This is a genomic window from Pseudomonas orientalis, from assembly GCF_002934065.1.
Classification (GTDB): Bacteria; Pseudomonadota; Gammaproteobacteria; order Pseudomonadales; family Pseudomonadaceae; genus Aquipseudomonas; species Aquipseudomonas orientalis_A.
Genome location: NZ_CP018049.1, coordinates 347,617 through 370,681, shown reverse-complemented (window position 1 = coordinate 370,681; position 23,065 = coordinate 347,617). Strand labels below are relative to the sequence as shown.

Genomic DNA, 23,065 nt, shown 5'->3' with positions numbered 1-23,065 from the left:
TTTTGCAGTGTTAGTGGAACAGTACTGCGGTCTTCTGCAGGGTCACCCACACACCCCACGCCAACGGAATGCCCACCACCAGCCAGGCGGCGACCGCCAATGGCTTGCTGCCAGGGGAGGCTTTCCACTCCAGCACGGTGCTGGCATCAGCGCCTTTGTCATGCCCCAGCGCCTGCTCGGCGGCCAGTTCGGCGTCGGTCATGAAGTATTTGTCGGCCACCGGACGCACCAGCAGGTTGCAGATAAAGCCCAGCACCAGCAGGCCTGCGAGGATGTACAAGGTGATGTCATAGGCCGCAGCGCGCTCGACGCCGATGCTCAACTGATATTCACGCAGGTAGTTCACCAGTACGGGGCCCAATACGCCGGCAGCGGCCCAGGCGGTCAGCAGGCGACCATGGATGGCGCCGACCATTTGCGTACCGAACAGGTCGGCCAGGTAAGCCGGGACCGTGGCAAAACCACCGCCGTACATCGACAGGATGATGCAGAACGCCGCGACGAACAGCGCCACGTTGCCCAGGTGCCCCAGGTTCGGGATCAGCGCGTACAGGGCAAAGCCCAGGGCGAAGAACACGAAGTAGGTATTTTTACGCCCCAGGTAATCGGAGAACGACGCCCAGAAGAACCGGCCACCGATGTTGAACAGGCTCAACAGGCCGGTGAAGCCTGCGGCGATGGCAGCGATCGATGCGAGTTGCCCGGCATCCAGTTGACCAAACGGCACATCCACACCCAGCAACTTGCCGCCGAACACTTCCTGCAGCAGCGGCGAAGCCATGCCGAGGATGCCGATACCGGCCGACACGTTCAGGCACAGCACCAGCCATACCAGACGGAATTGCGGGGTTTTCCACGCCACGTTCACATGCACATGACGGTGAGTGATCATCGCGTTGCTGGCTTTTTTCGCCGGCGCGGTCCAGCCCTCAGGCTTCCAGCCGGTCGGCGGAACGCGATAGGACAAGGCGCCGCCGATCATGAACACGAAGTAGATCGCAGCCATCACCAGGAAGCTCTGCCATACGCCCACGCTGGTCGGCGAGGCGAAGTGGCCCATCAGTGCTGCCGCCAGCGGTGCACCGACCATCGCGCCGCCGCCGAAGCCCATGATCGCCATGCCGGTCGCCATGCCGCGCTTGTCCGGGAACCACTTGATCAGGGTCGATACGGGCGAGATATAGCCCAGGCCCAGGCCGATACCGCCGATGACCCCGGAGCCGATCCACATCAGCCAGATCTGGTGGGTATAGATACCCAACGCCGAGATCAGCAGGCCGCCGCACCAGCACAACGCCGAGACAACACCGGCCTTGCGTGGCCCGGCATGTTCCAGCCAGCCGCCCCAGATTGCTGCCGAGCAGCCCAGGAAGATGAAGAACAGGGTGTAGATCCAGCCCAGCATGGAGATGGGCCAGTCGCATTGGGACGAGAAGACCTGGGCGATAAAGCTCATGTCCGGCGCGCAGGCCACCGGCGCAGTGATGCCCAGCGCCTTGGACAGCGGCAGCCAGAACACCGAGAAGCCGTAGGCCATGCCGATGCACAGATGTATGGCCAGCGCGGCCGGTGGAACCAGCCAGCGGTTGAAGCCGGGCTTGGCGATAATGCGCTCCTTGGACAGGAACGCAGGCGGTGCGGCATTGGTACCGGCCGCAGTGCTAGTGCTCATTGGTGTTTCCCCCAGTTATTGGTATGCATCCGTCAGGCGCGCTTCCCCTCGGCCTTGCACGCAATGCGTGGCCGTTTTTGTGAGTGAAGCTCCATTTTGGCGCGACGATACGTCGCAGAAGGCGGACGAACGCGCAGAGATTAGCACCTGCAGATACGAGAAAAACCAAATTGACATCACTTTTTTCAACCTATCTGTTTTATTTGACGCCAAAATCCCGTTTCGCTGGTCGTAGATACAATGTAACGATCCACGAACTGATGCAGGCCTTCGGGCGTTATACTCTGCGGCTAAATTTTGAAATCGACATACAAGGACTCGCCCATGAAAGCGTTCGGCAAAATCCTGGGTCTGGTATTTCTCGGGCTGTTGCTGATCATTGTGGCTCTCGGCTTTGCCCTGACCCATCTCTTCGATCCCAACGACTACAAAGAAGAAATTCGCCAGATAGCCCGCGACAAGGCCCACATCGAGCTGACGCTCAATGGCGACATCGGCTGGAGCCTGTTCCCCTGGCTGGGCCTGGAGTTGCACGAAGCCGGCGTGGCAACCCTGACCAATCCGACCCAACCGTTTGCCGACCTGCAGATGCTCGGCCTGTCGGTACGTGTGCTGCCGCTGCTGCGCCGCGAAGTGCAGATGAGCGATGTGCGGGTCGAAGGCCTGAACCTGCGCCTGAACCGCGACAAGAACGGCCACGGCAACTGGGAAGACATCGGCAAGAACCTGCCCGACGAAACCCCGGGTGCCGCCACCCCGGCGCCGGCCGAACCGGTGGCTGAAGCCAAGCCGGAAAAACCGCCGCAGCCGATCCGCCTGGACATCGACAGCCTGACCATCAACAACGCCCGCGTTGAATACAACGATGAACAGACCGGCAAGCAATTGAGCGCCGAAAGCATCCAGCTCAGTGCCGGCGCCATCCACGAAGGCGCCAACATTCCGCTGAAACTCACAGCTTTCCTGGGCAGCAACCAGCCGGTGATGCGCCTCAAGACCGAGCTGAACGGCAACTTGCGCATCCAGCGCGCCCTCAAGCGCTACCAGTTCGAAGACATGCGCCTGAGCGGCGAAGCCACTGGCGAACCCTTGCAGGGCAAGACGCTGACCTTCTCCACCCAGGGTCAATTGCTGGTCGATCTTGCCGCCAACATCGCCGAATGGACCAACCTGAAACTCTCGGCCAACCAATTGCGCGCACTGGGCGAACTGCGGGCCACTGACCTGAGCAACACCCCGCAGATCAGCGGCGCGCTGTCGGTCGCGCAGTTTGACCTGGCCAAGTTTCTCGAAAGCGTCGGCCACCCTCTGCCGGCCATGGCACCGGGCAGCCTGAGCAAAGTCGAATTGGTCAGCCGCCTCAAAGGCACGCCGACCAATGTCGCGCTGGAGGACCTGAACCTGAAACTCGATGGCGGCACCTTCACCGGTCGCGTTGCCGTGGATGATTTCGCCAAGCAGTCACTGCGCGTGCAGCTCAAGGGCGACACGTTCAATGCCGACAATTACCTGCCGGCCAAATCCGAAGCCGCCAAAGGCACGGCGGCCGCACGCCAGGCCGAAGTGCAAAGCAGCGAGGCCGGTGCAATGGCCGCCGGCGGTAACAGCCCACTGCCGGAAGCGCCGACCAAAGCCGCCTGGAGCAGTGACAAACTGCTGCCGCTGACCCGCCTGCGCAGCCTGGATATCAACGCGGACCTTGCGTTCGGCCAACTCACCTTGAGCCAGCTGCCGATCCAGAACGCGGTACTGAAAGCCTCGGGCATCGATGGCCAGCTCAGCCTCGACGCGCTGAGCGGTGGCCTCTACAACGGCACGTTCCAGGCCAACGGCACCCTCGATGTACGCCAGGACACCCCGCTCCTGGCGCTGCAAACCCATATCAAGCAGGTACCGGTAGAAAAAATCCTGCAGGCCCAGGGGAAAACCCCACCAGTCAAAGGCCTGGTCACCCTGGACAGCAACCTGACCGGGCGTGGCAACAGCCAGAAGGCCTTGATCGACAGCCTCAACGGCACCGCCGGCATCGTCATCAACAACGGTGTGCTGCTCAACGCCAACATCGAGCAACAACTGTGTACCGGTATCGCCCTGCTCAACCGCAAAACCCTGAGCACCACGCCGCAAGGCAAAGACACGCCCTTCCAGGAACTGCGCGGCAACCTGACGTTACGCAACGGCGTGGCCAGCAACCCTGACCTGAAAGTGCGCATTCCGGGGCTGACCCTCAACGGCAATGGCGATGTCGACCTGCGCGTATTGGGCATGGACTACCGGGTGGGCATCATCGTCGAAGGCGACCAGCGCGACGTGCCGGACCCGGCCTGCCAGGTCGGCGCAAACTTCCAGGGTATCGAAGTGCCGCTGCGTTGCCGTGGCCCGCTGGAACTGGGCGCCAAGGCCTGTCGCCTGGACAAGGACGGCCTCGGCCAGGTCGCCATCAAAGCGGCGGGCAATCGTCTCAACGAGAAACTCGAAGAGAAGCTCGACAAGGTCAACCCCAAGCTCAAAGACGCATTGAAAGGCCTGTTCAACCGATGAGAAACGAGCAGTTTTCACAGGCGGTGCTGGACTGGTACGACCGCCACGGTCGCCACGACCTGCCCTGGCAACAGGGCATCACGCCGTATCGGGTGTGGGTGTCGGAGATCATGCTGCAACAGACCCAGGTCAGCACCGTGCTCAATTACTTCGACCGGTTCATGGCGTCCTTGCCGACGGTCCAGGCGCTGGCCGCCGCGCCGGAAGACGAAGTGCTGCACCTGTGGACCGGCCTGGGTTACTACACCCGGGCGCGCAACCTGCAAAAGACTGCAAAGATCGTGGTCGCCGAATACGGCGGCGAGTTTCCCAGGGATGTCGAAAAACTTACCGAGCTGCCCGGCATCGGCCTGTCCACTGCCGGCGCAATTGCCAGCCTGAGCATGGGACTGCGCGCGCCGATCCTCGACGGCAACGTCAAGCGCGTGCTGGCACGCTTTACCGCGCAAGAGGGCTACCCGGGCGAACCCAAGGTCGCCAAGCAGCTGTGGGCGACCGCAGAGCGCTTTACGCCACACGACCGCGTCAACGCCTACACCCAGGCGATGATGGACATGGGCGCCACACTCTGTACCCGCAGCAAACCCAGCTGCCTGCTCTGCCCGCTGGAAAAAGGCTGCGAAGCCCACATGCTTGGCCTGGAGACACGCTACCCGATCCCCAAGCCACGCAAGACCATCCCCCAGAAGCGCACGCTGATGCCGATGCTCGCCAATGCCGAAGGCGCGATCCTGCTTTACCGTCGTCCCTCCACGGGCCTGTGGGGCGGTTTATGGAGCCTGCCGGAGCTGGACGACCTGGAAGACCTGGATCATCTGGCCAACCAGCACGCGCTGGCCTTGGGCAAACATCAGGAACTGCCGGGGCTGATCCACACCTTCAGCCACTTCCAGCTGGCCATCGAACCCTGGCTGGTCCAGGTCGAGGAAAGCGCCCATCACGTGGCCGAGGCCGACTGGCTCTGGTATAACCTCGCCACCCCACCGCGCCTGGGCCTTGCCGCCCCGGTGAAAAAACTGCTGAAGCGCGCGGCTGAAGTATTGAACGCAGGAGAGTCGTCATGACCCGCACCATCATGTGCCGCAAGTACCACGAAGAACTGCCCGCCCTCGAACGCGCCCCTTTTCCGGGTGCCAAAGGCCAGGACATCTACGATAACGTCTCCGCCAAGGCGTGGGCCGACTGGCAAAAACACCAGACCCTGCTCATCAACGAAAAACGCTTGAACATGATGAACGCCGAAGACCGCAAATACCTGCAGGGCGAAATGGACAAGTTCTTTTCCGGCGAGGATTACGCCAAGGCCGACGGCTACGTACCACCTGCTCAATAATTGATCAAAAACCGGGGTCTGCACGTAAGCGACGGTAATAATTAAATATTTTTTGAAAACTTGCTTGACGACCCCCTGAAAAACCCGTTTAATGCGCCCCGTTGCCCAGATAGCTCAGTCGGTAGAGCAGGGGATTGAAAATCCCCGTGTCGGCGGTTCGATTCCGTCTCTGGGCACCAAAATACCGAGAAACCCCAAGGAACAATGTGTTCCTTGGGGTTTTTTATTGCCTGCGATTTAATGGCGGCCGGCTGCGTGCGGTCACGATGTCGCAGCAGCACGATTGAGGGTTGTTTTTCGCTGGACTCAATCGTCCAGCCTTTACCCAATTCCCAGTTGTAAGGTTTTTTCCATGACCCGCTTCTTGCTCTGCACGCTCTTGCTACTGACCGCAATGCTCAGTGGATGCGCCACGCAAATGGACGTAGCAATCAACGCAACGCCTGACCCCGACTACCACTTCGACCGCCAGGCCACCGTACTGGTGACGTCCACCGGCGGCAGCGACGAAAACGCGCTCAACGCCCGCTACTACCTGCGCGACATGGTCAGCGCCATGAAAGACCAGGGCTTTCGCAATGTCTTCACCGACACCACCCTGCCCAAAGACCATGCACCGATCAAAATGACCGTCACCCTGGACGTCGACAGCAAGCAGGTCACCTACCGCTATACCGCCACCGAATACGGCCAGGTGGCAAACAGCACCACCACGCAGTGCAAGAAGAACAAAAAGAAAACCGACCAGCTGACCTGCACCAGCACCCCAAACACCACCTACGGCCCCGTAGGCACCTCTGAGCGCACCGGTTACACCACCCTCACCACGTTCAGGGCCACCGCCCGGGATGAGGCGAGCAAGCGCGCGGTGTACGTGCTGCGGGCGTCGTCCTACAACGACGACTGCCAGGCCGAGAAGGTGGAAGCCTTTTTGGTGGAACAGGGGCTGCGCAATCTGAATTTCCAGGATCGGGTGCAGCGTAATTACACGGTTACGATGCCGGAGGGGTTTCGTTGTAAATAAGTGCTTTCCAAAGAGCCATCTCAGTTGAGCAAAAACACCATCAACGCATTGTCATTCAACCGCCCCTGAAAGCTCGGCGCCAACGGCTCGACCGGCGAGCCCTTCAACAGCGCCGCGTCCTTGCGCGCCACAATCACCCAGGATGGCCGGGGCAATGTGGCGAGCTTTTCCAGCTCGTTACGCCCGACGAAAAACGGCTGTTCATCGTGGTCCAGGTTCATCACATAGCGCACCGCCCAGGTGTCCCGGCCCAGGTCGACAAATACCAGAGGGCCCGGCTGCGCATCCCGCAACGCCTCCACCTGGCTGACAAACTCCCGCGTATCGAACTGAAGATCCTTGGCCGGCTCGATGACGGTGACCAGCAGCAACCACTGCGCCGCCAGGGCGATAGTGCTCAGCCACACCAACCGCCCGGCCCGACGCCACGCCACCAGCGCCGCCACTTGCATCAGTACGAGCGCGCCGATCAATAGCGGCATCGAAACATCAGGCCAATAGCCGTGCTTGTGCCAGGCATACCGACACGCAAACAGCACCACCACGCACAGCGCCGGCAGCGCGACGACGAGCCCCTCGTAGCAGCGGCGCACGCCAACGAGCCAGCCTTGCGCCTCAAGCAGCCCGTAGGCCGCCACAGCAGCAAACATCGGCACCATGGGCAGGATGTAATAGGCACGCTTGAAGTGCGGTACTGACAGGCCGAGCAAAATCATCAAGCCGCACGCGCCGAGGCGTATCAGCAACTGCGCATCATCATTGACCCAGCGCTGCGCCCAGCGGTGACGCAGCGCGATCAACGTCGCAAGGGCCAACGGCACCACCGGGAAATACCGGTACAAACTCAGCTGGAAGTAGAAGTAAAACGGCTCGCCGGACTCATCCAGCCGCCCGCCGACCTGCATCTTGAACACCTCATCGGCAAAGGCATCGCCCCCGCTGATTCGCGCGAGTTTCATCAGCACCCACCAGCACGCCACCAGCATCAACAAGCCGACCACGCCGTGAACCAACACCTGCCTGACCCGCTCCCCCGGCCGGCTCAGCGCCCAGTACACACATGTCACGCCACACACCTCGATCAACCCCAGCGGCCCACGAATCGCGAAGGCCAGGACAAACAAGGGGAAAACTGCGAGTTGCCTGAACCGTGAGCCCAGCCGCTCGCCACTGTGCAGCAGGTAGAAACTGCCGACGCACAGCAGCGCGACCATCTGGTCCAGGCACACCGAGCGCGACTTTTCGAGCAGTTGGGTGGTGAGCAGAGTCAGCAGCACTGTCAGTAATGCCCAAGGCCGGCTGGACGGTGCCAGCAGGCGATAGATCAGGGCAACGGCCCCCGCCGAAGCGAGCGCGGTGGGCAGCACGTTCGCCAGATGGTTCGGCGCGTCAAACAGCCGGGCAAAGACAAAACTGAAGAACGTCGCAGTGCCGGGGTAATCCGCGTACGGCTGGCCGTAGGTGGTAGGGAAAAGACTCGCGCGGTGGCGAAACATTTCCTGCAGGAACAACGCCCATCGTCCGTCGAAACCCTGAGGCTGCTGATCCCAGATACCCAGGGTGAACAGCAACAAGGCGATCAGAAAGATGCCCAGTGACTCCAGGCGAAAGCGGTTGTGATGATCCATCGGGTGACCTGTCAGGTGGGAAGCGCGGGCTTATGGTGCCGACCGTCCCCCTGAACAGCGTCTGAACGAACCTGCACATTCATGCATTACCGACTGGCGCGCCATACCAGGGCCGGGATCAGGCGGATGTAGATCAACTGCGCAACCAGTTCGACCAATGTTTGCAGGATCACCGCCGTCGCGGCCAAACCGCGCACTCCGTCAGGCAACGCCAGCGCCAGGGGCAACACCACCAGGGAATTGCGGGTGGATGCGCTGAACGCCACCGCACGTGCCGTCGCCGCCGGCAGCGCGAACAGCCGCGCGGCCAACATCCCCATCAGCGGCGCCAGCAGCACGAAGCCCGCGTAGATGGGCAGCACCGGCAGAAGCAGGTTGATATCCCGAAGCACTGATGTGATCTGCGACCCGATCACCACAAACAGCACGAGGGCCATCGCCGGTACCGGCAACCAGGCCCAGGCGCTGTTCCACCGGCGGATCAGCGTTGACCTTCGCGCGAAAAATGCAGTCATCGCGGCCAGCACTATCGGCAACGCGATCAACAACAGGAACGCTTCGATAAACGGCCCGACCGCGATCACCACCTCCGACTGCGCTCCCAGCATCAAACCCAGGTACACCGGCAGCAGTGCCAACTGCACCAGCAGCAGTAACGGCGTGGCCGCCAGCATCGACCGCGAGTCACCTTTGCCAATGTGGGTAAACACCACCACATAATCGATACACGGCGTCAGCAATACCAGCAACGCGCCCACCAGCAGCGCGGGATACCCCAACAGGCCACGGGTCAGCGCCCATACCAGCAAGGGTACCAGGAGGAAATTGGCCAGCAGCAACGCCAACATAAAGCGCCTGCTGCCCCAGCCGCGGCGCAGGTCGAGGAAAGGGATTTGCAGGAACATCGCGTACATCAACATCGCAATGGCGGGGGTGATCAGTACGCTGAGGCCCTGGGCAAAAGACGGCGCAAACGCACCACAGAGCGCGGCCAGCGCGATGGCGACAAAGTAGAGGGGAATCTGGTTGTGCTCAAGGGTGTCGCGGGTCATGAAGACGCTCTGGCAGGTGGCGAAAGCCAAGCCTATTCATCTATTGCCCGGTGGTCGAGTTGGATGAGCGAGCAAACCTGCTTGGGATTTCCCCCAACCTGCGCTTCAATACCTGCCCCAACCCAAGGACGTGACGCCCATGGCCTCGCCAAACAAGCAGCAAAAACGCGCCCAGCGGGCAAAAACCAAGGCCAAGCAAAACCGTACCCAGCGCGCCGTCGCCACCAAGCCGGACGCATTCGCCGGCGACGACAGACGTATCGACCTTGAGTCAGTGGACTTGACCGAGCTGTTCGTGGAGATGCGCACGGCGGGCGAAACCAGCCAGCAGGCGCTGTGTGCGGTATTCCTCGCGCACCCGCTGCTGGCGCTGGTGCTGGAACAGGAAGGCGAAGAGGAAGCGACCGACTTTATCCTGGCCGCGCTGATTGAATATCGGCAATGGGCCACCGACAGCGATGACGAGGCAGCCGCATTGGCGTGGGTCGAATCGCCGCAGTTCCAGGCGGACTACGTCGCCGCATCCCAAGCGCTGGCAAACTCAGCAGACTGACACATACCAAATGTTGGAAGGGGGCTTGCCCCCGATGGCAGTGTGTCAGTCACTTATTTGTTAACTGACCCACCGCTATCGGGGGCAAGCCCCCTCCCACATTTTGATCTACATCTTGTCAGTTCAGTACGGGAGCGCCGGCTCCCTGGGCCTTGCGACGACTGGCTACAAACAGCCCCGCCAACACCACCAGCAAGCTCAGAACGCCCGTCGCGATGATCTCCACCCGATGGGCTTCCTGGAACAGCTCACCCGCCGCCGTACATTGGCGTGGATCGAATCGCCGCATCCCAAGCGCTGACGAATTCAGCAGACTGACACATACAAATGTGGGAGGGGGCTTGCCCCCGATGGCAGTGTGTCAGTCACTTATTTGTCAACTGACCCACCGCTATCGGGGGCAAGCCCCCTCCCACATTTTGATCTGCATTTTGTCAGTTCAGTATGGGAGCGCCGGCTTTCTGGGCCTTGCGGCGACTGGCTACAAACAGCCCCGCCAACACCACCAGCAAGCTCAGAATGCCCGTCGCGATGAGCTTCCTGGAACAGCTCACCCGCCGCCGTACATTGGCGTGGATCGAGTCGCCGCATCCCAAGCGCTGACGAATTCAGCAGACTGACGCATATCAAATGTGGGAGGGGGCTTGCCCCCGATGGCAGTGGGTCAGTCACCTATTTGTCAACTGACCCACCGCTATCGGGGGCAAGCCCCCTCCCACATTTTGATCTACATGTTGTCAGTTCAGCACGGGAGCGCCGGCTCTCTGGGCCTTGCGGCGACTGGCTACAAACAGCCCCGCCAACACCACCAGCAAGCTCAGAACGCCCGTCGCGATGAGCTTCCTGGAACAGCTCACCCGCCGCCGTTCATTGGCGTGGATCGAATCGCCGCATCCCAAGCCCTGACGAATTCAGCAGGCTGACGCATATCAAATGTGGGAGGGGGCTTGCCCCCGATGGCAGTGGGTCAGTCACTTATTTGTCAACTGACCCACCGCTATCGGGGGCAAGCCCCCTCCCACGTTTTGATCTACATTTTGTCAGTTCAGTACGGGAGCGCCGGCTCTCTGGGCCTTGCGACGACTGGCTACAAACAGCCCCGCCAACACCACCAGCAAGCTCAGAATGCCCGTCGCGATGATCTCCACACGATGGGCTTCCTGGAACAGCATGATGGTCAACGTACCGACGATAAACACCATCACCGCGTAGGTCAGGCCCGGGAACAGCCACATCTTGAAGACAATCTTTTCACCCGCCGCCATACGCTTCTGACGCATGCGCAGTTGCGACACCGCAATCACCAGGTACACCAGCAGGGCAATGGCGCCGGAACTGGCCAGCAGGAATTCAAAGACCGCCGCCGGTGCCACATAGTTGGCAAATACCGCCAGGAACGCAGCGCCGGTGGACAGCAGCACCGCCCAGTAAGGCGTACCGCTTTTATTGGTGCGCTTGGCCACAGCCGGGGCATCACCACGACGACCCAGGGAGAACAGCATGCGCGAGGCGGTGTACAGCGCCGAGTTGAGGCAACTGGTCACGGCAACCAATACCACCAGGTCGACGATCAGCTTGGCGTTCGGGATGCCCATGCGCTCGAGCACGGTCTGGTAGGAACCCACGGCAGCCAGTGTCGGATCATTCCACGGCACCAGGGACACGACGATGAAGATCGACAAGAGATAGAACAAACCAATCCGCCAGATCACCGAGTTGGTGGCCTTGGTGATTTGCTGGCCGGGATTCTTCGACTCCGCGGCGGCAATGGTGACGATCTCAGTGCCCATGAACGAGAACATGGTGGTCAGGATCGCCGCCAGCACCGCGCCCATGCCGTTCGGCATAAAGCCCTGGGTGTCGAACAGGTGCGATACGCCGCTGACCTGGCTGGTGGGCAGCAAGCCGAAAATCGCCGCCAGGCCGAGGATAACGAAGCCCACGATCGCCACGACCTTGATCAGCGCAAACCAGAACTCGAACTCACCGTAGTTCTTCACACTGAACAGGTTGGTCGCGGTCAGCAGCAAGGTAATGATCAGGGTAAAGGCCCAGATCGCAACGTCTGGGAACCAGGCATGCAGGATGGTCGCCGCCGCGTTGGCTTCCAGCGGAATCACCAGCACCCAGAACCACCAGTACAACCAGCCGATGGTGAACCCGGCCCAGTGGCCGATTGCGCGGTCGGCGTAAGTCGAGAATGAGCCGGTGTCCGGCGACGCAACCGCCATCTCGGCCAGCATGCGCATCACCAAGACCACCAGCGTACCGGCAGCCGCATAGGCCAGCAGTACGGCCGGGCCGGCGGCGGCTATCGCGTGGCCGGAGCCGACAAACAAACCGGCACCGATAACACCGGCAATCGACAGCATGGTGACATGCCGCGGTTTGAGCCCCTGTTCGAGGTCATTGGAGCTTTGCGTACTACTCATTGACACACCTTTGCGAGGAATTGCGAAAACGGTTCGCCGGGCCTGCGGTCTTTCTCGTGAAAAGAAACCAACAGGGCGTTCTTTATTTTTTACGCAAGATTTGCGCCAAAATGTTACAAAGGCACAGTTGACGTGGGCTGTAGGAAAATTCAGTAGTGATCGCAAGTCTTTGAGAACAATGGCATTCCGCTATAGCGTTACCGTGCGACTCACCTTGCAGACGGAAAGGTGCACCAAAAACACACACAGAAAGTGCGTGACGCTCCATTAAAGTGCTGATAAGCGCCGTTTGCCCGGTTAACCCTTCCAACACCTGCCCAAAGCTGGCACCATCGCGCCCTTTTTTACGCGAAGCCTGTAGATGCTCCGGGTTCAAACGTCTGTTCGGTTGTAGATGGCGCGACACGCCGCTGTGCCGATGCGACACCCTGCCGCAGACCACCCGTTAACCGTCCGCAGCGCTGTTGGCTGTCATCCAAACGCTATGCTAGCTTGGCGCCTCGCCAGGAAGGCGGCCCAACAGCGAAGATCGCAACGAACACAATGAGGACCGCACATGGCCGAGGCCACGCCCGCGCTTGAAATCCGCAACTTGCATAAACGCTATGGTGAGCTGGAGGTACTCAAAGGTATCTCGCTGACCGCTCGCGACGGCGATGTGATCTCGATCCTGGGTTCCTCCGGCTCCGGCAAGTCCACCTTCCTGCGCTGCATTAACCTGCTCGAAAACCCGCACCAGGGGCAGATCCTGGTGGCCGGTGAAGAACTCAAGCTCAAGGCCGCGAAAAACGGCGAATTGTTTGCCGCCGACGGCAAGCAGATCAACCGCCTGCGCAGCGAAATCGGTTTTGTGTTTCAAAACTTTAACCTGTGGCCGCACATGAGCATCCTCGACAACATCATCGAGGCGCCTCGCCGTGTACTCGGCCAGAGCAAGGCCGAGGCGACAGAAGTGGCCGAAGCCCTGCTGGCCAAAGTCGGCATCGCTGACAAGCGTCACGCCTACCCTGCGCAACTGTCCGGTGGCCAGCAACAACGCGCCGCCATTGCGCGGACGTTGGCCATGCAGCCTAAAGTCATTCTGTTCGATGAGCCGACGTCGGCGCTTGACCCGGAAATGGTCCAGGAAGTACTTAATGTGATCCGCGCGCTGGCCGAAGAAGGCCGCACCATGCTGCTGGTCACCCACGAAATGGGCTTCGCCCGCCAAGTGTCCAGCGAAGTGGTGTTCCTGCACCAGGGCCTGGTCGAAGAGCAAGGATCGCCACAGCAGGTGTTCGACAACCCGCTTTCGGCGCGCTGCAAACAATTCATGTCCAGCAACCGCTAACGGAGCAACATGCATGCAGACCTATAAAAAATTCCTTCTGGCCGCGGCCGTCTCGATGGCGTTCAGCGCCACGGCCATGGCGGAAACCTTGAAGATGGGGATCGAAGCGGCCTACCCGCCCTTCAACAATAAAGACGCCAGCGGCAATGTCGTCGGTTTCGACAAGGACATCGGCGACGCCCTGTGCGCCAAGATGAAAGTCGAGAAGTGCGACGTGTATGTGTCCGACTGGGACGGCATCATCCCGGCCCTGAACGCCAAGAAGTTCGACTTCCTGGTGTCCTCGCTGTCCATCACCGATGAGCGCAAGCAGGCCGTCGACTTTACCGACCCGTACTACTCCAACAAGCTGCAGTTCATTGCGCCCAAAGCCACGGCGGATTTCAAGACCGACGCCGCCTACCTCAAGGGCAAGGTGATCGGTGCACAACGTGCAACGCTGGCCGGTACCTACCTGGAAGACAAGCTGCCCGACACCGAGGCCAAGCTGTATGACACCCAGGAAAACGCCTACCTCGACCTGACGTCCGGCCGCCTCGACGGCATCCTGGCCGATAAGTACGTGCAGTACGAATGGCTCAAGAGCAAAGACGGTTCGGCCTATGAATTCAAGGGCGACCCGGTGGTAGAGAGCGACAAGATCGGCATCGCCGTACGCAAGGGCGACCCGCTGCGCGAGCGCCTGAACAAAGCCCTGGCAGAGATCAAGGCAGACGGCACCTACAAGAAGATCAACGACAAGTACTTCCCGTTCAGCATCGAATGATCTGAACGGCCTGCCCGGCGCGCTCACCTGAGCGCGTCGGCTTTCAGCAATGCCTGCCGCGATATGAAAACACCATGAATTTCGATCTCTACGGATTCGGCCCGGCGCTTGCCGCCGGCGCGCTGATGACCGTCAAACTGGCGCTCACGGCCCTGTGCCTGGGGCTGGTGCTGGGTCTGGCCGGCGCCCTGGCCAAGACTTCACCGTACAAGCCGCTGCAATGGCTGGGTGGTACCTATTCGACCATCGTTCGCGGTATTCCCGAACTGCTGTGGGTGCTGCTGATTTATTTCGGCACCGTCAACCTGATGCGCGCCCTCGGGGAGTTTTTTGGTAACCCCGACCTTTCCCTGAGCGCCTTTGCCGCCGGGGTCATCGCCCTGGGCCTGTGCTTTGGCGCCTACGCCACGGAAGTGTTCCGTGGCGCGATCCTCGCCATTCCCAAGGGCCACCGCGAAGCCGGTGTGGCATTGGGGCTGTCGAAATTCCGGATTTTCACGCGACTGATCATGCCGCAGATGTGGCGCATCGCCCTGCCGGGCCTGGGCAACCTGTTCATGATCCTGATGAAGGACACTGCACTGGTGTCAGTGATCGGCCTGGAAGAAATCATGCGCCACGCGCAGATCGGCGTGACCGTGACCAAGCAGCCGTTCACCTTCTTCATGGTCGCCGCATTCATGTACCTGGGCCTGACCGTATTGGCCATGACCAGCATGCACTTCCTGGAAAAACGCGCCGCCCGCGGCTTTGCAAGGAGCGCCCAATGAGCGGTGATTACAGCTGGCTGTCGCATTTCGACCTGGGCCTGAACTGGGCCGTGATCATCAAGTGGCTGCCTAAATTGGCCCAGGGCGCAACCCTGACCCTGGAGCTGGTGGCGATCGCCGTGATTGCCGGCCTGTTGCTGGCGATCCCGCTCGGCATCGCTCGGTCTTCGCGCCGCTGGTACGTGAGCGCCCTGCCCTATGGCTACATTTTCTTCTTCCGTGGCACGCCGTTGCTGGTGCAGTTGTTCCTGGTCTATTACGGCCTGGCGCAGTTCGACGCCGTGCGCCACAGCTTCATGTGGCCCTACCTGCGCGATCCGTTCTGGTGCGCCACGGCCACCATGACCCTGCACACCGCCGCCTATATCGCTGAAATCCTGCGCGGTGCGATCCAGGCCATTCCCCCAGGCGAGATCGAAGCCGCTCGCGCCCTGGGCATGTCCAGGCCCAAGACGCTGTTCTACATCATCCTGCCCCGCGCCTCGCGTATCGGCCTGCCGGCCTATAGCAACGAAGTGATCCTGATGCTCAAGGCCAGCGCCCTGGCCAGCACCGTGACCTTGCTGGAACTGACCGGCATGGCCCGGACCATCATCGCGCGCACCTACTTGCCGGTGGAGATCTTCTTCGCGGCCGGGCTGTTCTACCTGTTGATGGCCTACGTGCTGGTGCGCGGTTTCAAACTGCTGGAAAAATGGCTGCGCGTCGATGCGTGCCAAGGACGTTGAGGCACGCTTCCAGGCACTGGATGCGTATCTGATCGAGCACCAGGGGCTGTGGCGACCACGGCCCTTCACCCACCTGCAATTACCCTGGGAAAACGAGCATCCCGCATTATCCCAGTGGCTACGCCAGCGCTCGCTGGAAGACGCCGAAGCCAGTCACAATCATCCCCACGACCTGCCGGCGCCCGCGCCTTTTCCACAACTGGCGGCCCTGGCGCTGCGCCTGGGCACTGTGGATAAGTTGCCGACCCACGCGCTTGCACCTGCAGGCCATCGCCTGAATGTCGACGTTCCGGGGCGTAAATGGCAACAGATCGAAGCCTTCGGCGCCGCCCTGAGTTTTGCCGTAACGCCCAACCACTGGCTGGACTGGTGCGCCGGCAAAGGCCACCTCGGCCGCCGCCTGCTGCAACCTGGCCAACAACTGACCTGCCTGGAATATGATCCGGCCCTGATCGCCTCAGGCAAAGCCTTGAGCGATCACCACGGTTTGCCCGTCACCCATCGCCTGCAAGACGTGATGGCAGAGGTCACGATCAGCGCCGAACACACACCAGTCGCCCTGCACGCCTGTGGCGACCTCCACGTGCGCATGCTGCAACTGGCCAGCGCTGCCCGCTGCAAACAACTGGCGCTGGCACCGTGCTGCTATAACCGCATCAACGCGGACCACTATCAAGCGCTGTCCGCGACCGGGCGCGCCTCTGCACTGCAACTGTCAATCGATGACCTGGGCCTGCCGCTGAGCGAAACCGTCACCGCCGGCAACCGCGTACGCCAGCAACGCGATACCTCCATGGCCCGGCGCCTGGGCTTTGACCGCCTGCAACGACAACTGCGCGGATGCGACGACTACCTGCCCACGCCCTCCCTGCCCGCCAAATGGCTGGATAAATCTTTCGCTGAATATTGCCGGGAGCTGGCACGCCTCAAGGGTTTATCCACAGGTGATCAAGATTGGCTGGCGCTGGAAGCCCATGGCTGGCGGCGCCTGGCCGAAGTACGAAACCTGGAATTGGTCAGAGGCCTGTTTCGTCGCCCGCTGGAATTATGGCTGGTGCTGGATCGGGCCCTGTTCCTGATGGAGCAGGGTTACAACGTCGAGGTGGGCAGCTTCTGTGAACCGAGCCTCACGCCACGCAACTTGATGGTGCTGGCCCAGCGCAATTAAGGGGCAAAAATTCCTACAGCGCCCTGTGGATAACTCTGTTGATGAATTCTTTACGAAGGCTGTAACCATCAGCGCTACAGACCAAAAGCAGCACTGGTCATTTTTTGTTCAAAAAATAAAACGCACACAAAACAGGCAGTTGCAGCGTGTTGAGAACGCCTCCACAAAATGGCTGTTATGTGACGCCTGTTACTAACCGATTGTGCATAAGCATCTGGGCTAAACCGTATAAACCGCGCTTTCACGCGTTTTTTTCGATGCCTTCAGCAGCAGGCACAGCGCATTGATGTCGTCACTGGCGAGCCGCTTCGTCACGTTATCCAAGGGGTCTGCCGCAGAGGCCAACGCTTCGTTGATCGCCACGTCGCGGTGAACTTCAAACGGCTCATTGCCGAGGCGATGTTGGAGCGTCTCGACCATGTCCAGGCTGAACGCACTGCTTTCATCCACCTGGTTAACCACCACGTGCACGGCAGGTGGGCACTGGCCTTCAAGATGCGGCGCAAGCAGCCTATCCAGCTGATCCAGCGTGACAAGGCACGCAGCGTCCGGCTGCACGACCGCCAACACCACATCGGCAACGCTCAGCGCTTGATGGAAATACACGTTATTACCGGCGGGCGTATCGATAATCACCGTCTGCCGCTCGCTCAAGCCCAATGCCCCAAGACGTCGCGCCAGCCAGGCGGGCTCCTGCTTGAGCCAACGCTCCAGGCTCTCCTGCTGCTGGACATCGATATCGCCGAAAGTAATCACCCGGCACCCGGCAAAACCCAACTGCTGCAGCGGGCCCCATTGCCCATGCTCCAGGCTGGTGCGCCCGATACCCGGCAATGTGCAACTGACGCCAAAGTGGTGATGCAAGGCATTCTGCGGGTCCAGATCCAGCGCCACCACAGACTCCCCATGACGCTGCAAACCGCTGCTCAACGCCGTCACCAGCGTGCTGCGACCCACACCGCCATTGATAGACACCAGCGCCACTATTTTTGGACGCAACACAGGGCTCTCCAGCGGCTGGACAGGTTGATGAGATTCTTGAGGGATAGTGCCGAAAAAATGCATTCGCGCATTGATGCCGTCGGCATCACGGATGACGTCCTTGCCGAATAACGCCAGGATTTCTCTGCCAAGCCCCATTACCTGCTCCTCACGACGCAACTTAAGACGTGAAGCTCGGCAAGCGCGGGTACTTACCGCAGGTCTTATTATCAGTCGCCCTTGTGTGGGGCATTCTGTGACAGCAGGGTGGTAAGTGTCATTATTTTGGTGCTATTGGCGATGGAATTTTGGATGAACGGTAAATGGTCAATTTTATGACCTTCCTTGGTGTATTTGTCTGTGCGGGTTTTCAGGCGGTGAAAATGTGGAAAAAACACGGCGATCGCGAAAAACCACAGGGTTTGCAAAAATAGTCAGAATTCAGGGGTTTACAGAACCTTTTCAGTCGCTATAATCGTCGCCCTAACACGCCGGTATAGCTCAGTTGGTAGAGCAACTGACTTGTAATCAGTAGGTCCCGGGTTCGACTCCTGGTGCCGGCACCATATCTCAAAGCCCCGCAATGCGGGGCTTTGTGGTTTCTGGGGTTTGGAAATCTCAAAATTTTAATGAGCCGTTTTCTTCAAAACGTCCAAAAAACGTCCACACTTCGTTTTCAGCCTGCTACGTAGCGTCGGCATGAAGAACCCGCAAACTGATGAGTAATGATGCCGCGTTGAGCCGGGCCGCCGCTCCCGGTGACATATTGCTGCTCTGCGGCAAAAGCAAAAGTCCCTCCCTCAACCTCGGCTATCAAACGCTGGCGCGAGACAGCCGTGCGTTGTACACGCATGTCGCATTGGTTATCAGCCCTTTCCGCGTCATCCACGCACCCCAAGCAAGGGTGTAGAAACCCGGGTGAAAACATGCGGGCCAGGGTTGATAACCTAGACAACCTATTGGGTTGGACGCAAAACTTATCTGACGATTTCACCCTGGATTTTCCTGCCATCCTTGCATCAGGCATCTACGAATCCGAAGAAGAAATAACCTCAGCAAGTCGATGCTTGTTGAATATTGCTGACTTCGCCAATGCCATAAGCAGTTGGGACGCTATGCGAACAGCAGTGCTGGCTACCTTTGAGGAACGGCCTTCCTTGGAGTCGACAACGCCCCCTCCATCCGCGCCCTACACACCTCCAAAATCTCATCCGCCAACGCCGAATCATCCGGGCAAGCCCGCGACAACATAATCGCGCCCACCGCCCTCGCCAGTAGATCAATCATTTTCGCCCGCGCCTCTTCCGGCGCCTCATCCGGGCCAGTCGGGCATTTTTCGCCAAGTGTCTGCAACAAGCGTTCGATGCCTCCAGCAAAGGCCGACTTCAATTCCTCCGACTGACGCGCCGCGTCGCCGCATAGCGCCGCCATGGTGCAACCCGTGGCGCGGCCGTCGCGATGTTCCCTGGACACGTATAGGTCGATGAAGTCTTTCACGCTTAATTGTTCAGCGCCGGCCAGGGATTGGGCGAGGCTGTTGGCCGAAGCTTCGGCCATCAGGTCGGCCTTGGAGCCGAAGTGTTTGTAGAAGCCGCCATGGGTGAAGCCGGCGGCGGCCATCAGGTCGGCCACGCCGACGCCATCAAAGCCACGCTCGCGAAACACGACTGACGCCGTTTCGACGATGTGCTCGCGGTTTGCCTGGGCCTGGGCCTTGGATACGCGCATGTTCGATTCCTCTCTACCACTGGATGCATTGGCCAATGATACATAGATGTCGTTCATAATCAAAACCGTTGACAGTTTAGATTTCGATCATCATCCTAATCGCCAGCGGTATGACCTTCCTCCAAACGCACGGAAATCTCCGTCCCTGACCAAAGAGCTGACATCATGACTACTCGCCCTACCGTTCTCATCACTGGCGCTTCCACTGGCATCGGCGCGGTTTATGCCGAGCGTTTCGCCCAACGCGGGCATGATCTGGTGTTGGTCGCCCGCGATCACTCTCGCCTGGAAACGCTCGCCGCGACCCTGCGCGACAAACACAACGTCGCCATTGATGTGCTCCAGGCCGACCTGACGCAACTCAGCGACCTGCACGCCGTCGAAGCGCGCCTGCGCGATGACGCGCGCATCGGTATCCTGGTCAACAATGCCGGCGCCGCACAATCGGGCACGTTTATCGAGCAAAGCACTGACAGCGTTGCGCAACTGGTGGCCCTCAACACCACCGCGCTGGTGCGGCTCACGAGCGCCATCGCGCCGCGCCTGGCCAAGGCAGGTGAAGGCTCGATCATCAACATCGGTTCGGTGGTGGGGCTTGCGCCTGAGTTCGGCATGTCGGTGTATGGGGCGACCAAGGCGTTTGTGCTGTTCCTGTCCCAAGGACTGAGCCTGGAACTGTCGCCTCGGGGTGTCTACGTGCAAGCCGTACTGCCCGCCGCGACCCGCACGGAGATCTGGGATCGCGCCGGTATCGACATCAACACCTTGAGCGAAATCATGGAAGTGGATGCGCTGGTGGATGCCGCACTGCTCGGCTTCGACCGTCGCGAACCAGTGACCATTCCCGCGCTGCAGGACGGCGAGCGTTGGGATGCGCTGCAAACCGCGCGTCAGGGGCTTTTGGCGCAGATCAAGCAGTCCACCGTGGCGCAGCGCTATCTACCATGAAGGCATTTTTTATCGATCGCTACGGCAAGCAAGACGCAATGATTGGCCATGTACCCGACCCTGCGGTCGGTGTGCATGACGTGCTGATCCAGGTGCATGCAGCAAGCGTGAACCCGTTGGACTCCAAGATCAGCACGGGGGAGTTCAAACTGATCCTGCCCTACAGGTTTCCGTTGATATTGGGCAATGATCTGGCCGGAGTGGTGGTTCGCACAGGTGCGGCGGTCACGCGATTCAAGCCGGGAGACGAAGTCTATGCACGTCCTCCCGAGTCACGGATCGGGACCTTTGCCGAGTTGATCGCCGTGCATGAAAACGCGCTGGCGTTCAAACCCTCGAACCTGAGCATGGCCGAAGCGGCTGCCATGCCCTTGGCCGCCTTGACGGCCTGGCAGGTGCTGGTTGAAACCGCCCAGGTGAAAAGAGGCCAGAAGGTGTTGATTCATGCCGGTTCCGGCGGTGTCGGCACGCTCGCCATCCAGCTCGCCAAGCACCTCGGCGCCTTCGTGGCGACCACCACCAGTACGGCGAATGTCGCATGGGTGAAAGCACTTGGGGCAGATGTGGTCATCGATTACAAACAGCAGGATTTTGCCAACGAGTTGCACGATTTCGACATGGTATTGAACAGCCTCGGCAGCGATGTACTGGAGAAATCGCTCAAGGTGCTCAAACCTGGTGGCCAGCTTATTTCTCTATCAGGACCGCCCACCGCGCAATTTGCCCAATCGCAAGGCTTGGCCTGGGTGCTGGGGCAGGTCATGCGCCTGCTGAGCAGCGGTATTCGCAGAAAAGCCCGCAAGCGCGGGGTGAGCTATGCATTTTTGTTTATGCATGCCGATGGAATACAACTGCAGAAAATCACTGCGCTGATCGAGGCGGGCGTTATCAAACCGATCATCGATCGCTCCTTTCCTTTCGAATCGACCGCGCAGGCATTGCGGTACGTCGATCAGGGAAGGGCAAAAGGCAAGGTCACCATTACCCTCCAATAAGCTTGATTTCGACCATAAAAAAACCCCGAACCAGTCGGGGTTTTTCATGGCCTGGTATCAGGCACGACGTGCAATCAATCAGAAAACATTGATCGGGTAGTCGGCGAACAGGCGCAGCTCGTTGCCGCCTACGTTGTAGTTGCTGGCGTTGTTGGAAACGCGCAACCACGAGGCACGCGCACGCAGGCTCAGGTCTTTGGCCGGGCCGCTCTGGACCACGTACTTGAACTGGTTCCAGATTTCGCGCTCGGTGCCATCGCCACGGCCGGTGCCGTCGTCGATGTTGGTACCGCGCACGTAGGCAACGTTGTAGGTCAGGCCCGGTACACCGAAGGTGGTGAAGTCGATGCCGTAGCCGGCCTGCCAGGAGCGCTCGTCCTTGCCGTTGAAGTCGGACCAGTAGGAGTTGGCCAGCAGGATGGTATTGCCGCCGTCGCCGATGCCGCCGGCGTTGCGGTAGCCGCCGTACAGGTAGCCGGTGTCGCCGGTGCTGCGCTGGTGAGCGACGGTGAAGCTGTGCGGGCCAACAGCCCAGGTAGCGCCCAGGCTCCAGATCTTGTTGTCGCGTGCGTCCGCATCACCTTGGTTTTCCAGGGCGAAGCTGCGGTCCAGCTTGGTTTTGTAGCCGTTGAAGTCAAAGGTCAGCGACTGTTTCTCTGGCAGCGCCAGCACGTAGTTGACGTTGACGTATTGCTTCTTCAGCACGTCCTGCATATCGGAGGCATACAGGGCAGCCGACAGGCTTTCGGTGAATTTGTAGCTGCCACCGATGTAGTTGATGCTCTTCAGGCGGCCGCTGTCGCTGCCTTCGGCACTCTTGCGGGCTTCCTTGGTGAAGTGACCGGCGTCCAGTTGCAGGCCGGCAATTTCCTTGGAAACGATCGAGGTGCCCTCGTAGGTTTCCGACAACAGGCGCGAGTTGTCGTACTGCAGGACCGGCACGGCCGGCATCTGCTGACCGTATTTGATCACGGTGTTGGAAATGCGCGCCTTGACGGCTGCGCCGCCTTTGGCCAGGTCGTTGGCCGCTTCGCCGCTGTCGCCCTGCTTGAAGAAATCGATACCGCCGGCGCCGCTGCGACCTTTACCGCCGTCCAGACGGATGGCGTATTGGCCGATCACGTCCACACCCACCCCTACAGTGCCCTGGGTGAAGCCGGACTCGAACTTGCCGATGAAGCCCTGGCCCCACTCGGCTTTGTCCTGCTTGCCGTTTTTGTAGTCACGGCTGATGTAGGCGTTGCGTGCTGCGATGTTCAGGTGGCTGTCTTCGACGAAACCCTTGGATTGCTCCTGGTCGTTCGCCATGGCTGTCGATGCGCTCAAAATCCCCAGAGCGATCAGACTCATCCGTTGCTTCAACATGTTCTTATATTCCTTATTACTGGTTGAGTACGCGCTATGACACCAGGCCCC

The 23,065-nt window shown here is 60.1% G+C and carries 20 protein-coding genes and 2 tRNA genes; 14 read left to right on the top strand and 8 right to left on the bottom strand.

Going from position 1 to position 23,065, the window contains the following annotated elements:
• Positions 1-10 precede the first annotated feature (10 nt).
• Positions 11-1,672, bottom strand: a complete 1,662-nt coding sequence (locus BOP93_RS01560; RefSeq protein ID WP_104501323.1) for an OFA family MFS transporter — start codon at positions 1,670-1,672, stop codon at positions 11-13.
• A 324-nt stretch (positions 1,673-1,996) separates the two neighbouring features.
• On the opposite strand from BOP93_RS01560, the gene BOP93_RS01555 reads away from it, so the two are divergent.
• The 5 genes from BOP93_RS01555 to BOP93_RS01535 all read left to right on the top strand — a co-directional run bounded on the left by BOP93_RS01555 (position 1,997) and on the right by BOP93_RS01535 (position 6,570).
• On the top strand, positions 1,997-4,213 hold the full coding sequence (locus BOP93_RS01555; RefSeq protein WP_104501322.1) for an AsmA family protein: 2,217 nt from the start codon (positions 1,997-1,999) through the stop codon (positions 4,211-4,213).
• Positions 4,210-5,277 carry an A/G-specific adenine glycosylase gene (mutY, locus tag BOP93_RS01550; protein WP_065885765.1) on the top strand — a complete coding sequence of 356 codons (1,068 nt, stop codon included), beginning with the start codon at positions 4,210-4,212 and terminating at the stop codon, positions 5,275-5,277. Before BOP93_RS01555 ends, mutY begins: the two co-directional genes overlap by 4 nt.
• Positions 5,274-5,546 carry an oxidative damage protection protein gene (locus BOP93_RS01545; protein ID WP_065885766.1) on the top strand — a complete coding sequence of 91 codons (273 nt, stop codon included), beginning with the start codon at positions 5,274-5,276 and terminating at the stop codon, positions 5,544-5,546. The genes mutY and BOP93_RS01545 overlap by 4 nt, the downstream gene beginning before the upstream one ends.
• Positions 5,547-5,649: 103 nt before the next feature.
• A tRNA-Phe gene (locus BOP93_RS01540) sits at positions 5,650-5,725 on the top strand.
• A 173-nt stretch (positions 5,726-5,898) separates the two neighbouring features.
• A complete protein-coding gene (locus BOP93_RS01535; RefSeq protein WP_104501321.1) occupies positions 5,899-6,570 on the top strand; it encodes a hypothetical protein in 672 nt (223 codons plus the stop codon).
• Positions 6,571-6,590: 20 nt separating this feature from the next.
• Here BOP93_RS01535 and BOP93_RS01530 read toward each other — a convergent pair whose 3' ends face one another.
• Positions 6,591-8,198, bottom strand: coding sequence for an ArnT family glycosyltransferase (locus tag BOP93_RS01530; protein ID WP_104501320.1), 1,608 nt, complete (start codon positions 8,196-8,198; stop codon positions 6,591-6,593).
• 86 nt (positions 8,199-8,284) lie between these two features.
• Entirely contained in the window at positions 8,285-9,250 is a 966-nt protein-coding gene (locus tag BOP93_RS01525) for an arsenic resistance protein (RefSeq protein WP_104501319.1), read from the bottom strand.
• 139 nt (positions 9,251-9,389) lie between these two features.
• Between BOP93_RS01525 and BOP93_RS01520 the strand changes: the two genes are divergently transcribed.
• Positions 9,390-9,803, top strand: a complete 414-nt coding sequence (locus BOP93_RS01520; RefSeq protein WP_104501318.1) for a hypothetical protein — start codon at positions 9,390-9,392, stop codon at positions 9,801-9,803.
• Between the two features lie 118 nt (positions 9,804-9,921).
• Here the strand turns inward: BOP93_RS01520 and BOP93_RS27255 are convergent, their stop codons facing one another.
• On the bottom strand, positions 9,922-10,092 hold the full coding sequence (locus BOP93_RS27255; RefSeq protein ID WP_157943441.1) for a hypothetical protein: 171 nt from the start codon (positions 10,090-10,092) through the stop codon (positions 9,922-9,924).
• Between the two features lie 751 nt (positions 10,093-10,843).
• Positions 10,844-12,235 (bottom strand): GABA permease, encoded by a 1,392-nt coding sequence (gene gabP / locus BOP93_RS01515; RefSeq protein WP_104501317.1) that lies wholly within the window; start codon positions 12,233-12,235, stop codon positions 10,844-10,846.
• A 556-nt stretch (positions 12,236-12,791) separates the two neighbouring features.
• Between gabP and BOP93_RS01510 the strand changes: the two genes are divergently transcribed.
• The 5 genes from BOP93_RS01510 (at position 12,792) to BOP93_RS01490 (ending at position 16,997) form a co-directional block, all read left to right on the top strand.
• On the top strand, positions 12,792-13,565 hold the full coding sequence (locus BOP93_RS01510) for an ABC transporter ATP-binding protein (protein WP_104501316.1): 774 nt from the start codon (positions 12,792-12,794) through the stop codon (positions 13,563-13,565).
• Positions 13,566-13,578: 13 nt separating this feature from the next.
• Complete coding sequence (locus BOP93_RS01505; protein WP_104501315.1) at positions 13,579-14,331, top strand: ABC transporter substrate-binding protein; 753 nt, start codon at positions 13,579-13,581, stop codon at positions 14,329-14,331.
• A gap of 74 nt (positions 14,332-14,405) precedes the next feature.
• Entirely contained in the window at positions 14,406-15,101 is a 696-nt protein-coding gene (locus BOP93_RS01500) for an ABC transporter permease (RefSeq protein WP_065892679.1), read from the top strand.
• Positions 15,102-15,139: 38 nt separating this feature from the next.
• Positions 15,140-15,829, top strand: a complete 690-nt coding sequence (locus BOP93_RS01495; RefSeq protein ID WP_065892682.1) for an ABC transporter permease — start codon at positions 15,140-15,142, stop codon at positions 15,827-15,829.
• Positions 15,810-16,997: a methyltransferase gene (locus BOP93_RS01490; protein ID WP_104501314.1), complete on the top strand. Its 1,188-nt coding sequence runs from the start codon at positions 15,810-15,812 to the stop codon at positions 16,995-16,997. The genes BOP93_RS01495 and BOP93_RS01490 overlap by 20 nt, the downstream gene beginning before the upstream one ends.
• A gap of 219 nt (positions 16,998-17,216) precedes the next feature.
• On the opposite strand, the gene bcsQ is transcribed toward BOP93_RS01490, so the two are convergent.
• Positions 17,217-18,137 (bottom strand): cellulose biosynthesis protein BcsQ, encoded by a 921-nt coding sequence (gene bcsQ / locus BOP93_RS01485; RefSeq protein WP_104501313.1) that lies wholly within the window; start codon positions 18,135-18,137, stop codon positions 17,217-17,219.
• A gap of 331 nt (positions 18,138-18,468) precedes the next feature.
• On the opposite strand from bcsQ, the gene BOP93_RS01475 reads away from it, so the two are divergent.
• Positions 18,469-18,544 (top strand) — tRNA-Thr (locus BOP93_RS01475).
• A 568-nt stretch (positions 18,545-19,112) separates the two neighbouring features.
• Here BOP93_RS01475 and BOP93_RS01470 read toward each other — a convergent pair.
• The gene (locus BOP93_RS01470; RefSeq protein WP_104501311.1) at positions 19,113-19,706 is read right to left on the bottom strand and encodes a TetR/AcrR family transcriptional regulator; all 594 of its coding nucleotides are present in this window, start codon (positions 19,704-19,706) and stop codon (positions 19,113-19,115) included.
• A 165-nt stretch (positions 19,707-19,871) separates the two neighbouring features.
• Here BOP93_RS01470 and BOP93_RS01465 point away from each other — a divergent pair, with 165 nt between their 5' ends.
• The gene (locus BOP93_RS01465) at positions 19,872-20,654 is read left to right on the top strand and encodes an SDR family NAD(P)-dependent oxidoreductase (RefSeq protein ID WP_104501310.1); all 783 of its coding nucleotides are present in this window, start codon (positions 19,872-19,874) and stop codon (positions 20,652-20,654) included.
• A complete protein-coding gene (locus BOP93_RS01460) occupies positions 20,651-21,649 on the top strand; it encodes an NADP-dependent oxidoreductase (RefSeq protein WP_104501309.1) in 999 nt (332 codons plus the stop codon). Before BOP93_RS01465 ends, BOP93_RS01460 begins: the two co-directional genes overlap by 4 nt.
• Positions 21,650-21,727: 78 nt before the next feature.
• Here the strand turns inward: BOP93_RS01460 and BOP93_RS01455 are convergent, their stop codons facing one another.
• Positions 21,728-23,014 carry an OprD family porin gene (locus BOP93_RS01455; protein ID WP_065892667.1) on the bottom strand — a complete coding sequence of 429 codons (1,287 nt, stop codon included), beginning with the start codon at positions 23,012-23,014 and terminating at the stop codon, positions 21,728-21,730.
• Between the last annotated feature and the right edge of the window lie 51 nt (positions 23,015-23,065).